This is a genomic window from Methanofollis fontis (assembly GCF_004297185.1).
GTDB classification, from domain to species: Archaea; Halobacteriota; Methanomicrobia; order Methanomicrobiales; family Methanofollaceae; genus Methanofollis; species Methanofollis fontis.
The window spans coordinates 1-11,782 of record NZ_PGCL01000005.1 but is presented as its reverse complement, the minus strand read 5'-3'; the positions used below and the strand labels follow the sequence as shown (position 1 = coordinate 11,782).

Annotated in this window: 11 protein-coding genes; 5 read left to right on the top strand and 6 right to left on the bottom strand. The window is 60.6% G+C overall.

The annotated features are described in order from the left end of the window. Positions 1 to 4: 4 nt before the first annotated feature. Together purC and cofG are read right to left on the bottom strand one after the other, a co-directional pair. Complete coding sequence (gene purC, locus CUJ86_RS10365) at positions 5 to 712, bottom strand: phosphoribosylaminoimidazolesuccinocarboxamide synthase (protein WP_130647512.1); 708 nt, start codon at positions 710 to 712, stop codon at positions 5 to 7. Then, on the bottom strand, positions 709 to 1,692 hold the full coding sequence (gene cofG / locus CUJ86_RS10360; protein ID WP_130647511.1) for a 7,8-didemethyl-8-hydroxy-5-deazariboflavin synthase subunit CofG: 984 nt from the start codon (positions 1,690 to 1,692) through the stop codon (positions 709 to 711). The genes purC and cofG overlap by 4 nt, the downstream gene beginning before the upstream one ends. Positions 1,693 to 1,821: 129 nt before the next feature. On the opposite strand from cofG, the gene cofC reads away from it, so the two are divergent. Beyond that, positions 1,822 to 2,463: a 2-phospho-L-lactate guanylyltransferase gene (gene cofC, locus CUJ86_RS10355; protein ID WP_130647510.1), complete on the top strand. Its 642-nt coding sequence runs from the start codon at positions 1,822 to 1,824 to the stop codon at positions 2,461 to 2,463. Here cofC and cofE read toward each other — a convergent pair. Genes cofE through glyA form a run of 4 tightly spaced genes read right to left on the bottom strand, consistent with a single transcriptional unit; the run spans position 2,389 to position 6,066 of the window. Further along, positions 2,389 to 3,192 (bottom strand): coenzyme F420-0:L-glutamate ligase, encoded by an 804-nt coding sequence (gene cofE / locus CUJ86_RS10350; RefSeq protein ID WP_130647509.1) that lies wholly within the window; start codon positions 3,190 to 3,192, stop codon positions 2,389 to 2,391. The two genes, cofC and cofE, sit on opposite strands and share 75 nt — an antisense overlap. Then, positions 3,192 to 3,974: a dihydropteroate synthase gene (gene folP, locus CUJ86_RS10345; RefSeq protein ID WP_235855657.1), complete on the bottom strand. Its 783-nt coding sequence runs from the start codon at positions 3,972 to 3,974 to the stop codon at positions 3,192 to 3,194. Before folP ends, cofE begins: the two co-directional genes overlap by 1 nt. A 5-nt stretch (positions 3,975 to 3,979) precedes the next feature. Further along, a complete protein-coding gene (gene folD, locus CUJ86_RS10340; RefSeq protein WP_130647507.1) occupies positions 3,980 to 4,825 on the bottom strand; it encodes a bifunctional methylenetetrahydrofolate dehydrogenase/methenyltetrahydrofolate cyclohydrolase FolD in 846 nt (281 codons plus the stop codon). Beyond that, the gene (gene glyA / locus CUJ86_RS10335) at positions 4,822 to 6,066 is read right to left on the bottom strand and encodes a serine hydroxymethyltransferase (protein WP_130647506.1); all 1,245 of its coding nucleotides are present in this window, start codon (positions 6,064 to 6,066) and stop codon (positions 4,822 to 4,824) included. Before glyA ends, folD begins: the two co-directional genes overlap by 4 nt. A 408-nt stretch (positions 6,067 to 6,474) precedes the next feature. Here glyA and CUJ86_RS10330 point away from each other — a divergent pair, with 408 nt between their 5' ends. Genes CUJ86_RS10330 through scpB form a run of 4 tightly spaced genes read left to right on the top strand, consistent with a single transcriptional unit; the run spans position 6,475 to position 11,617 of the window. Beyond that, on the top strand, positions 6,475 to 6,996 hold the full coding sequence (locus tag CUJ86_RS10330) for a hypothetical protein (RefSeq protein ID WP_235855655.1): 522 nt from the start codon (positions 6,475 to 6,477) through the stop codon (positions 6,994 to 6,996). A gap of 11 nt (positions 6,997 to 7,007) precedes the next feature. Next, on the top strand, positions 7,008 to 10,451 hold the full coding sequence (gene smc / locus CUJ86_RS10325; protein WP_130647504.1) for a chromosome segregation protein SMC: 3,444 nt from the start codon (positions 7,008 to 7,010) through the stop codon (positions 10,449 to 10,451). Continuing rightward, positions 10,444 to 11,157: a segregation/condensation protein A gene (locus CUJ86_RS10320; RefSeq protein ID WP_130647503.1), complete on the top strand. Its 714-nt coding sequence runs from the start codon at positions 10,444 to 10,446 to the stop codon at positions 11,155 to 11,157. The genes smc and CUJ86_RS10320 overlap by 8 nt, the downstream gene beginning before the upstream one ends. Further along, positions 11,135 to 11,617, top strand: a complete 483-nt coding sequence (scpB, locus tag CUJ86_RS10315) for an SMC-Scp complex subunit ScpB (protein ID WP_165394877.1) — start codon at positions 11,135 to 11,137, stop codon at positions 11,615 to 11,617. The genes CUJ86_RS10320 and scpB overlap by 23 nt, the downstream gene beginning before the upstream one ends. The last annotated feature ends 165 nt before the right edge of the window (positions 11,618 to 11,782 follow it).

The window sequence follows — 11,782 nt, the reverse complement described above, 5'->3', positions numbered from 1 at the left end:
CTTCTCACGCTCCAGTCAGTCGTTCTGCGACGGTGGCATAGGTGGCCATCACGTCGCCCTTGTCAAAGCGGTAGACGTCCTTGTCCATCGATGCGTGCGTCTCCATGTCCCACAGGCGCATGGAGTCCATCGAGATCTCGTCGCCGAGCAGGATCCGATCGCCGTGGCGACCGAACTCCAGTTTGAAATCGACCAGGTCAAGGCCGATACGCCCGAACTCTGCGCGCAACAGGTCGTTGACCTGCAGGGCGATCGTCTTTACGGCATCGATCTCCTCGGCCGTCATCAGACCGAGGGCGACGATGATCTCCTCATTGATCATCGGGTCATGGCGGGCGTCGTCCTTGTAGTCCAGGACGATCACCGGCGGGTCCAGGCGCTGCCCCTCCTCGAAGGGATAGTTGCGCACAAGCGACCCGGCAGCGGCGTTCCTGACGATCACCTCGACGGGTATCATCGTCAGGGGACGCACGATCATCGTGCGTTCGTCCTCCATCCGCACGAAATGGGTCGCGATGCCCTTCTCCTCCAGGCGTCCGAAGAGGTAGGCCGAGACCGTTGCGTTGTAGACTCCCTTGTCCGTCAGTTCGTCTTTTTTTGCACCGTCAAAGGCGGTAATGTCGTCCCGGAACGAGACGATCAGTTCGTCCGGGTTGTCCGAGCGGAAGATGGACTTCGCCTTTCCGCGGTAGATGGGTTGCTGTTCAGTCACAAAGACCTCTCCTCTATCTGTTTCTGGAGTGTGTGGATCAGCGTGGCCAGAGATGCCGGATACCATCCCCGCTCGATGAAGCGGGGGTAGATGCAGAGACGCTCGCGCAGGGTGGCGTCGCCGACAAGGGATTTCAAGGCATCGATCTGCGGCCACGGGTGTTCGGGGTTGACATAATCGATGGTGAGCGGGGAGACGCCGCCGAGGTCGTCCACCCCGCACCGGATCAGGCGGCGGGCGTCGGCAAGGTTCGGCGGGATCTGGACGGCGACCTCGGGGGGGAGGATCTCCCGGGCGGCGCGGATCGTCTCTGCCATCTCAGCCGTCGATGCCGGGGCGAACCCGGCCATCTCCGTCCCCTCCTTCGGGCAGAAGTTCTGGACGATCACTTCCTGGATATGCCCGTAGCGGCGGTGGAGGTCTGCGATCACCTCCAGCGACTCAAGCCTGTCACGGGGGCCCTCGCCGATCCCGATCAGGATGCCGGTGGTGAAGGGGATGTGCAGCCTCCCGGCGTCCTCGATCATGGCGATCCTGACCGCCGGATCCTTGCCCGGTGAGTTGCGATGGGCCGGCACCTCTGCGGTCGTCTCCAGCATCAGACCCATGCTGGCGTTCACCTCGCGGAGGCGTTCAAGTTCCTCATAGGTCAGGATGCCGGCATTCGTATGCGGGAGGATGCCGGCTCCGATGGCATACCCGCAGAGATCATAACAGTAGTCGAGAATGTCGGTATAGCCGAGCGCTGCAAGGTGATCGGAAAAACCGGGCACTTCTCCGGGCCGTTCGCCGAAGGTGAAGAGGGCCTCGGTGCATCCGAGTGCAACGCCCTCATCGATCGTCCGGTGGACGTCTTCGGGCGGCATCACGCACCCCTCCTCCACCGGGCGCCTGAAGGTGCAGTAGCTGCAGACATTGGTGCAGACGGTGGTGAGCGGAAGGAAGACGTTCCTCGAAAAGGTGATCACCCTGCGGTGCATGCAGGTACCATTCCCCCTCAACCCTGATGTAACCTTCGTGGGACGGTGCCCGGCGGGGTGGACGGGGCGCATCACCTGCTGTGCAGCATAACACATGCTTTTTTGCGAAACCGCACCAACCTCTGATGAATGGCCATTGACGCTGTCATACCCTTTAAACCGAAGAACCCCAAGACCCGCCTCTCCTGTGTGATGGAGCAGGAGGAGCGCGAGACCTTTGCGCGGGCCATGCTCGCCGATGTGATCGCCGCATCCTGCGAGGGCGGGTGTTCGCCCCGTCTCCTCTGCACCGCCCCCTATCTCCACCCGACGGCAGAAGTCTGCGTCGATGCCGACGGCCTGAACGAATCCCTGAACCGTGTGCTCTCGGCCGCCTCCTCGCCTCTCCTGATCATCATGGGCGATCTCCCGCTTGCCGACGGGGCGGCGATCCGGCGCCTGGTCTCGACGGAGGCCGATATGGGGATCGTTCCCGGGCGCGGCGGGGGGACGAACGCCATCTTCCTCAGGCACCCGGGGCGGTTCAGGGCGGACTATTATGGCGCCAGTTTCCTGAAGCATATGGCGATCGCCGATGAGGCCGGACTCTCGGTTGAGGTCATCGACTCCTTCAGGCTGCATACCGACGTGGACGAAAAAGAGGACCTTGTGGAGGTTTTGATCCACGGGCGGGGCGAGGCCCGTCGTTGCCTCCAATCACTCGGGTTTGTGCTGTCTGTTGAAGGTGGACGGGTCGGCGTTGAGCGCCGCACCCATAAAGAGACACTCTGAGGCGTCGATCGAGGGGATGCCCTGTTCGTCCCCGATTGCGATCCCCGTCCCCCGGATGAGCACCGCCGGTACGCACTCGTCGGCCTCGCCCATCAGGAGCTCGGCGGTGGAAGCGAGGCAGTCCCCAACGGCCCGTTTTGTCACCTCAAGCCGTCTGCCGAAGAGATCGCAGCGTCCTGTCTCGTCCACGACGGCCATCGGCCCCGAGCACCCGATGGCCACCCCGCTGCACCCGAGACGCATCGCATGCGTTCTGGAGTCTATCACAAACACCCCGACGTTTTTTCCGGTCAGTTCCCGGATCCGTTCCCGGATCGACGCCGCACTGGCATCCGGATCAGCCGGCAGGGGGACCACGGTGCCGTCCGGTGCGTTGGAGTGGTCCACCCCGGCATTCGGGAGGAGTGTGCCGTTCTTGAGGGTGAGAAGGAAGCCGGGTATGCCGCCGACAACACGGTCGGACTCCCTGAGCACCACCTCGGCGATCCTGGGTTCGATATGATAGCGTTCGGCATAGCGGAGTGCCTCTTCGGAGGGGACGACTGTATCGAGATGGACGGCCGCCCCTTCAGCCGTGGCCACCGCCGACTCGGCCACCAGAATGATATCGTCGTCCTGGATGCCGACGCACTCCGCCCTGCCCGCGGCCGCCGTCACCGCCTCACCGATGTCGTCCCCCTCGCCGATCAGATCCGTCCGGAGGGCATAGACACAGAACCAGTCGCTCATCACATCTCCGTGCACTTTCTGATCACAAAAATGGCGTCCCTTGTTGCGGCCACATCATGCGCCCTGACCATATCGGCATGGGGGAGGAGGCGGGCCGTCAGGGCCAGGGTGCCGGCCAGACGGTCGGCTGCTGGACGTCCTATGAGGTCCCCGATGAACGATTTTCGTGATATTGCCAGGATGACCGGATATCCGAGTTCTGAAAATCGTGGGAACGAACGGCAGAGGTCCCAGTCATCTTCAAACGTCCGCTCTTCCGTCCATCGCCCGACCGCCGGGTCCAGGATCAGGTGCTTGATCCCGGCCTCTGCGGCGCGTATCCCCACATGCCGCAGGGCGGCGAGGGTCGCCTCGGTGCCGCGGGCGTCCCCGGGGCGCCGTTCTGCTGCCATGGCGATCACCGGCAGCCCGGCAGCGGCTGCGCAACTGGTGATCGCCGGGTCATGGAGGCCGCCGATGTCGTTGAGCACATGGACGTCGTGGCGGAGACAGGCCTCCAGCACCCCGGCGTGCATGGTGTCGACCGAGACGGTGATCCCGCTCCCGTCGAGTTCGGTGAGGGCGGTGGTGATCCGTTCGATCTCCTCTTTCACCGGGATCGGGGCCGATCCGGGTGCGGTGGACCGCGCCCCGATATCGATGAGGTCGGCCCCCTCATCGATCATCGAGAGCGCCCGCTCCCTGATCGACCTGCAGGGAACAAAGGAACCGGAAAAAAAAGATTCAGGGCTGCAATTGATCACGCCCATCAGGCGCGGGGGGGCGCCGCCCCCGACCGCCATCCCGTTTATAGCACAGGGCCGCATGATCGCGCCCGGGCCGCCGCGAAGGTGTTCTCCATCAGGGTGGCGATGGTCATCGGGCCGACACCGCCGGGCACCGGGGTGATCGCCGATGCACGCTCCTTAACGGCATCGAAATCGACATCTCCGCAGAGTTTCCCATTTTCGTCACGGTTGGTACCGACATCGATGACCACGGCCCCCTCCTTCACCATCTCTGTCGTCACAAAACGGGGCTTTCCGATTGCGGAAATAAGGATGTCGGCCTCCCGCGTGACCGTTGCGAGATCCCTGGTCCTGGAGTGGCAGATCGTCACCGTGGCATCGGCGTTCAGGAGGAGTGCGGCCATCGGGCGTCCGACGTCCACGCTCCTCCCCATGACCACGGCGCGCTTGCCCGCAGTCTCGATCCCGTACTCGGAGAGGATCGTCATCACGCCCTGCGGAGTGCAGGGCACAAATCCGGGATGACCGGTGTAGAGTTTCCCGATATTGAGGGGATGGAAACCGTCGACGTCCTTTTCCGGGAGGACGGCGCTGATCACCTGTTCGGTATCCACCTGTGCGGGCAGGGGAAGCTGCACCAGGATCCCCGAAATCTCGGAGTCATTGTTGAGGCGGTTCACCGCCGAGAGCACCTCCTGCGTCGTGGCCGTTTCCGGGAGTTCGATCCCGACTGATCCGATCCCGACCCGCTCGCAGGCCCGGTGCTTCATCCTGACATAGAGCTGTGAACCGGGGTCCTGCCCCACCAGGACGGTGGCGAGGTGGGGGTGGAGCCCCGACTCCTCGATCCGCTCCTTCAGGATCTCCAGTCTCTTCTCAGAGAGCGCCTTGCCGTCGAGTATCATTCTGTTACCGCGTAGATGGGGAACCTGCTCGAAAGCGCCTCGACCTCTGCCTTCACCTCTGCGATGCGCTCTGCGTTCTCGATATTCTTCAGCACAGTGGCGATGCAGTGCCCGATCGTCTTCATCTCCTCCTCTTTCATGCCGCGGGAGGTGACGGCCGGCGTGCCGATGCGGAGACCGCTCGTCACGAAGGGAGAGAGGGTCTCGCGCGGGATCGTGTTCTTGTTCACGGTGATCCCGGCATCATGGAGGGTGTTCTCTGCCTGCAGACCGGTGAGTTTGCGGTCCGAGAGGTCAAGCAGCATCAGGTGGTTGTCCGTGCCGCCCGAGACGAGGCGGAGCCCTTCGCCCTCCAGGGTTGCGGCCAGCGTCTGGGCGTTTTTGATGACCTGCCGGCAATATTCTTTGTAGGCGGGCTGGAGCGCTTCCTTGAAGCAGACGGCCTTTGCAGCGATGATGTGCATCAGCGGACCGCCCTGCAGACCCGGGAAGATCGCCTTGTCGATCGCCTGCGCATATTCGCTGTCGCAGAGGATGGCGCCGCCGCGGGGGCCGCGCAGGGTCTTGTGCGTGGTCGTGGTCGTGAAGGGGATGACGCCGACCGGGGAGTTGTGGAGTCCGGCGGCGACGAGGCCAGCGATGTGTGCGATATCGGCGACACAGTATGCGCCCACATCGGCGGCGATCTCGCCGAAGGCCTTGAAGTCGATCTCACGGGGGTAGGCGGATGCGCCGCAGACGATCATCTGTGGCTTCTCTTTTCGCGCCATCTCGGCAAGGTCGGCATAGTCCAGGCGCTCGGTCTCGTGGTCGACGCCATACTGCACCACATCGTACATCTTCCCGGAGAAGCTGACCGGGGAACCATGGGAGAGGTGACCGCCTTCAGAGAGCTTCATCGACATGATCTTGTCGCCGTAGTTGATGGTGGCGAAGTACACTGCCATATTGGCGCCTGAGCCCGAGTGCGCCTGGACATTTGCGTGATCTGCCCCGAACAGCTGGCAGAGGCGGTCTCTGGCAAGGTTCTCGACGATATCATAGTATTCGCACCCGCCATAGTATCGCTTGCCCGGGTAGCCCTCTGCATACTTATTGGTCATGATCGAGCCCGTGGTCTCGAGGACGGCCTTGCTGACGATGTTTTCGGATGCGATCAGTTCAAGACCGTTTGTCTGCCGCAGACGCTCATTTTCGATGAGTTCTGCGACTTCGGGGTCGGTAGAGGCAAGATGAGACATGTATAAAAACATCGCATTGATCGGTATTATGTCTTCGTCCGTGCGCATCCAACCGCCCTTTTCTATGCGGAAACTGATTCAATGGTCGCAGAATCCTGAGGGCCACCTGACATGCGGCGCTTCCGATCTGGTGCAGTCATTTCCGGGATGTATGGTTCGCTGTTTTTCATATCCCTCCTGTGTAGCAGACCGCCGTGAACAGTGATGTCCGGCACTATCCTGTTCTCTCACTTACGTGGTCCGTACCGATTTTTCCCACCGGTACCGGGCGAAAGGTGGAAGAAGCGAACACAATCCTTATAGGTCAATAGAAACATCTTTATTCTGAGGGAAAATATGCTCAAAAAGGATGCCAAAGTGAAATTTCTTGAGCATCAACTTGAGGAGAGGGAGAGGGAGATCGTATCAATGCGGGACCAGGAGAGAACTTTTGCATCACCGGAGGACGAGCGGGTCTACCGCCTCGAACAACGGTTGAGAGAAACGGAGGCACTCGTCAAGGGCCTCACCGAAGAGGTGCTCGACCTCAAGAGCGTGACCAATAAACTCTATCGTGCCTTTGAAGCGCGTATTGAGGCAGAAAGGGCGGCAGAAAAGGAGCGTGCGGCTCGTGTGGTGATCGAGGAGCCAGCGCCCGTCATCGAAGTTGCAAAACCTTCAATTGAGGCGAAAAAATCTGTCAGGGTCAGAAAAGAACCAGAGCCCGTTGAGGAAGATGAGGACCAGAGCGGTATGGACCTGATCATGCAGCCCGACGGAACACTCAAGCGAGAAAGGAGGACCGGGTCGTCCTATATCATCGCCCCTTCGAAGTATCAGGCCCCTGCCGGACTGGGCGATGACCGGCGGAAGGGTTCCCGGAAGGGGAGAGAGACGAAATCTTCGTCTGTTATCATTGCAGAGGACGATGATGACTCCATTACCCGCTAAGGGGTTGCCAGGTGCACATAACCGGAATTGAGATCGACAACTTCAAGTCTTTTGCAAAAAAGACTTCAATTCCATTTTTAGAGGGTTTTACTGTCATTTCCGGGCCGAACGGTTCTGGAAAGAGCAATATTATTGACAGTCTGCTCTTTGCCCTCTCCCTCTCGAGCGCACGCGGTCTGCGGGCAGAAAAACTCACCGACCTGATAAATCTGAACTCGGGAAAGAATACGGCCGAGGTGGCGATCACCTTCTCTGATGGTACCGAGATCAGGCGGCGGATCAAGCGGACGGCCTCAAACTACTATTCCTACAACTACCTCAACGGCAGACTCGTGAAACTGGGCGATGTCGTCGAGTTTCTTGCAAAATTCGGGATTAAGCCCGAAGGATATAATGTGGTGATGCAGGGCGACATCACCCGGATCATGGAGATGAGCGATGGCGATCGCCGGCGGATCATCGACGAGATCGCCGGTGTTTCTGAGTTTGAGGGGAAGAAGTCTCGCGCCCTTGCCGAACTCGAGGTGGTGCGTGAGCGTATCGAGCGCGAAGAGATTGTGCTCTTTGAGCTGAACACCCGGCAGGAGGAGTTGAAGCAGGAGCGGGAGCAGGCGCTCGCCTACCAGCACTGGAAGGGGGAACTGGATCACTTCCAGAGCTGCCGGGCGGCGGCACAGTTGCGTGAACGGGAGAAAGAGCACAGACGTATCATCGATGGGATCGAGGAGGAGCGGATCGGGCTCGAACGCACCCTCTCAGACCTCGGGATCGAGGAGAACGACCTTGAGTATCTGAGGGGCGATCTGCGGGAGGCAGATGCCGAGATCAATGAGAAGAGCGGGAGCGAGTATCTCAAAATGATCTCGGCCCTTGAGGGGGCGAAGGGGCGGATCAAGGTTGCAGAAGGCACAATTGGACGGTTGAAAAAGGAGAAAGAGGGGAACCTCGAAGGGATCAATCGCGCCTACCTCGACGAGAAAAGGGCGGCGGAGCGTGCGGTGCAGTGCACCGACCAGGTCCGCACCCTCTCGATCGACCGGGCGAACCTCGCAATGGAGGAGGCGGGGGCCCGGGCGGCAATCGGCAACCTTGAGGCGGAGATCTCTCGGGGGGGCAAGGAGGCCGAAGACCTCAAAAATCTGCTCTTTTCACGGATTCAGGAGGCCGGAAGCCTGCGGGACCGGAGGTCCGCCCTCCTGCATGAGCAGGATCTTCTCATCGAGAAGAGCAGGATGCGAACCTCGGAGATGGAGCGTATTGAGGGTCGCCTTGACGGGATCAGAAAGGGAGACTCCGACCTCTCCGGCGAGATCGAGACGGCGCGGAAGGCGGCGGCTGACCTGGCTGCGGAGAAATCGAACCTCGATCGGCGGCTTTCTGAGTCGGAGAGCGGGTTGTTCGGGCGCCGCTCCACTCTTGAACAGATCCGAAAGGAGATCCAGAACGACGAACGGGAGCTGATGCGGCTTGAGGCGCAGCAGCAGTCCAGTGGTGAGGCAGGTGGACCGGCGCTCGATGCGGTGCTTGCAATGGAAGGGGTGCACGGCACGATCGCACGCCTGGGCAGGGCGCCGCCCGAGTACGCCACGGCGCTCAACATCGCCGCGGGCGGGAAGATCAGGTACGTGGTGACCGATGACGATACCGTGGCCTCGGATGCAATCCGCTACCTGAAGGAGGAGCGGCTTGGCAGGTTGACCTTCCTGCCCATGAACAAGCTCCGCACACGGGAATATCCGCCTGTTCGGGGCCAGGGTGTCATTGGCTATGCAAAGGATCTCCTCTCATTTGATCCGGCGTATGACAGTGCATTCCAGCAGGTCTTTGCCGGGACGGTCGTCGTGGATACACTGGCAAATGCCCGCCGCCTCATCGGGCAGTACCGGATGGTCACCCTGGAGGGCGATCTCCTGGAGCGCTCCGGTGCCATGACTGGCGGTTACCTGAAGAAGCGGAAAGGGGAGGGGGGCTTTGGTGCGGCGGTTGACGATGAGATCGCCCGTCGTTCATCCTCCCTCGCTGAAAAAAGGGAGGAAGCTGCTGAATTCGAACGTTCGGTCGAACGCCTGACCGCCGAGGTGGATGGTGCACGGCGCCGCCGCTCAGAGATCGAACAGGAGATCGCCCGCCATGCCCTTGTTTTCGAGGACTACGAGCGGCGGATCGCCTCCCGGCGGGAGGATGAGGAGGAGCTTGCCGCAAGCCTCTCCGCATTGAAGGCCGAGGTGACCGGGAGTTCTCAAAACCTCGCAGAGATCGAGAGCGGGCTTGATGAGGTCTCGGATCTCCTGTCCACACTCAATGCCGGGATTGAAACGCTCAAAAAACGACTTGAGGATACGGAGATCCCCCGCCTGACCGAGGAACTTGAGCGAAAACGCCGGGAGCTGGAGGGCGTCGAGCGGCGCCTCCGCAACAAAGAGGCGGATATCACGGACGCCCAGCGGGAGCGGCAGTACTTCGAGAAACGGGTGGAGGAGTTATCCCTTGAGCGGGAACGCCTTGCCGGTAAAAATGCGGAGATCGACGCCGAAATTGCCGCGGCGACGGTCGATATCGAGGATGCCCGGGCCGAGATCGCCGCCCTTGAAGAACGCCAGAAGTCGTTTTCTGCGGAGATTGATGCTCTCCGCCAAAAAAGGGAGGAGATCGCCGCGCGGATCGCCGAGTCTGAACGGCGTGTGGCAGGGCTGAATGCACAGTCCGATCGCATCCGTCTCAGTATCGCATCGCTGACCGAGAAGGCGGAGGCGATGGCTGCTGAGATCGCCACCCTGAAGGAGCATGCGGGCACAGAGACCGATCTCTCCCTGCAGGAGATCGAGGCGGGGATCGCCCGCGCCGACCGTGAACTGCGGGCAATCGGGGCGGTGAACATGCTCGCCATCGAGGAGTACGGCCGCGTCTGTGATCGGATCGAGGAGCGCACCCGGAAAAAAGAGGTGCTCTCTGCCGAACGGACCTCTATTCTGGAGCGGATCGAGCGGTTCGACCAGATGAAATATGATTCGTTTATGAAGGCGTTTACGGCGATCGATGCCCATTTCAGGGAAACGTTTGCCCGCCTTACTGCCGGCAGCGGTCATCTGGTGCTGGCGAACCAGGACGACCCCTTCGCCGGTGGTCTCACGTTTGCGGTCCAGCCTCGCGGCAAGAAGGTGCAGTTGCTCTCTGCGCTTTCGGGCGGAGAAAAATCCCTGACGACGCTTGCGTTCCTCTTTTCGGTTCAGAAATATCTTCCTGCCCCCTTCTATGCCTTTGACGAGGTGGATATGTTCCTTGACGGTTCGAATGTGGAGCAGGTGGCGTCCATGATCCGGGAACTCTCCCGCAATGCCCAGTTCATCTCGGTCTCGCTGCGAAAACCGATGATTGAACATGCGGACAGGATCATGGGGGTGACCATCCGTCCGGACAAGAGCACGCTCGTGACCGGTGTCGAGAATCATGGATGAGGAGCCCGTAGAGATCCTGGTTCAACTCGCGGAGCGGGGCGAGATCGATCCATGGAATATTGATATCGTCGAGGTAACCGACCGCTTCCTCTCAGAGATGGAGCGCTGCCGCGAACTGGATCTGCGTGTTTCCGGACGGACGCTCTTCTATGCAGCAACCCTGCTCAGGATGAAGTCTGAGTACCTCGCCTCCACGATGGATGAGGGGTCTGAGGACGAGGAGGTATGTTTTGAGGATGAGGAGGAGGACTTTGGTCCGTCCGATCTCGCCGAACCGATCGAACACCTTGAACGCGAGATCCAGCGCCGGATTGGCAGGAAGAAGATCCGTCGCCGTCCGGTGACGCTGTACGAACTGATCACCGAATTGAAGGCGGCGGAAAAGGAGGAGCGCCGCCGTCAGCGCCAGCGTTCTGAACATGAGGACGAACGGTTGATCCGTGCGGCTGATGTGGTCTCGGTCGCCCATGACGAGGACTATCAGGGTGCGGCATCGGCGGTGCTGGCGTGTTGTGATGAACTATCTTCGGATGGAAAGACGGTGACGCTTGCGTCTCTCTGTTCGTCGCTCGGGAAGGGGGCGATGGATATTTATATCCCGCTCCTCTTCCTGATGCTGGATGGAAAGGTTGAGGTATGGCAGGAGGAATATTTTGGCGATCTCTATGTGAGGAGGAATGAGGATGGACAGGACAACCATGCTTGAGGCGGTGCTCTTTGTGGCAGATGCCCCGGTGAGTTATGAGGTTCTGGCGAAGATGCTCGGTGCTGGTCGGGACGAGATCTCCTCCATTGCATCGGATCTTGCTGAACGCCTTGCGCTCCGTTCGTCTCCGCTTGAGGTCATCGACTCTGGTGAGGGCGTGTTTCTGGTCCTGAAGGAGGAGTATGCGGACCTCGTCTATCCGGTGATGCGCCCCGAGATCTCCAGGGCCGTGCTGCGCACCCTGTCGGTGATCGCCTACCGGCAACCGATCCTCCAGAGCGATCTGGTCGAGGTGCGTGGGAGTGGCGCCTATGCCCATGTCGAGGAGCTGGTGAAGCGCGATCTGGTGGCGCGGCACCGGAGCGGCAGGAGTTATGTGCTCCAGACAACGCCGGAGTTCTCGCGCTATTTCAAGACGGCAGACCTTGTCGGGGGGCAGGGGCGTCTGGAGACTGATTAGGTGTGCAAGGCTATTTATGTCGGATGCACCAACATTGTTAGCACACGGGGGCAACAGGGACCATTCGTCACTCGACTGGTCTGTTTGTGGTTGTGATGGTTGTATTCCTGGCTTCTCCGTCCTTTCCGGGGCGGAGTGGTAAGGTATATAACGCATTGCGCCCAA

What these genes read in the sequence shown, in the direction of transcription:
- glyA (WP_130647506.1), bottom strand. Translation starts at nt 6,066, where the DNA reads ATGTCTCATCTTGCCTCTACCGACCCCGAAGTCGCAGAACTCATCGAA.
- CUJ86_RS10330 (WP_235855655.1), top strand. Translation starts at nt 6,475, where the DNA reads ATGCGGGACCAGGAGAGAACTTTTGCATCACCGGAGGACGAGCGGGTC.
- cofC (WP_130647510.1), top strand. Translation starts at nt 1,822, where the DNA reads ATGGCCATTGACGCTGTCATACCCTTTAAACCGAAGAACCCCAAGACC.
- folD (WP_130647507.1), bottom strand. Translation starts at nt 4,825, where the DNA reads ATGATACTCGACGGCAAGGCGCTCTCTGAGAAGAGACTGGAGATCCTG.
- cofE (WP_130647509.1), bottom strand. Translation starts at nt 3,192, where the DNA reads ATGAGCGACTGGTTCTGTGTCTATGCCCTCCGGACGGATCTGATCGGC.
- scpB (WP_165394877.1), top strand. Translation starts at nt 11,135, where the DNA reads ATGGACAGGACAACCATGCTTGAGGCGGTGCTCTTTGTGGCAGATGCC.
- folP (WP_235855657.1), bottom strand. Translation starts at nt 3,974, where the DNA reads ATGGCGGTCGGGGGCGGCGCCCCCCCGCGCCTGATGGGCGTGATCAAT.
- CUJ86_RS10320 (WP_130647503.1), top strand. Translation starts at nt 10,444, where the DNA reads ATGGATGAGGAGCCCGTAGAGATCCTGGTTCAACTCGCGGAGCGGGGC.
- cofG (WP_130647511.1), bottom strand. Translation starts at nt 1,692, where the DNA reads ATGCACCGCAGGGTGATCACCTTTTCGAGGAACGTCTTCCTTCCGCTC.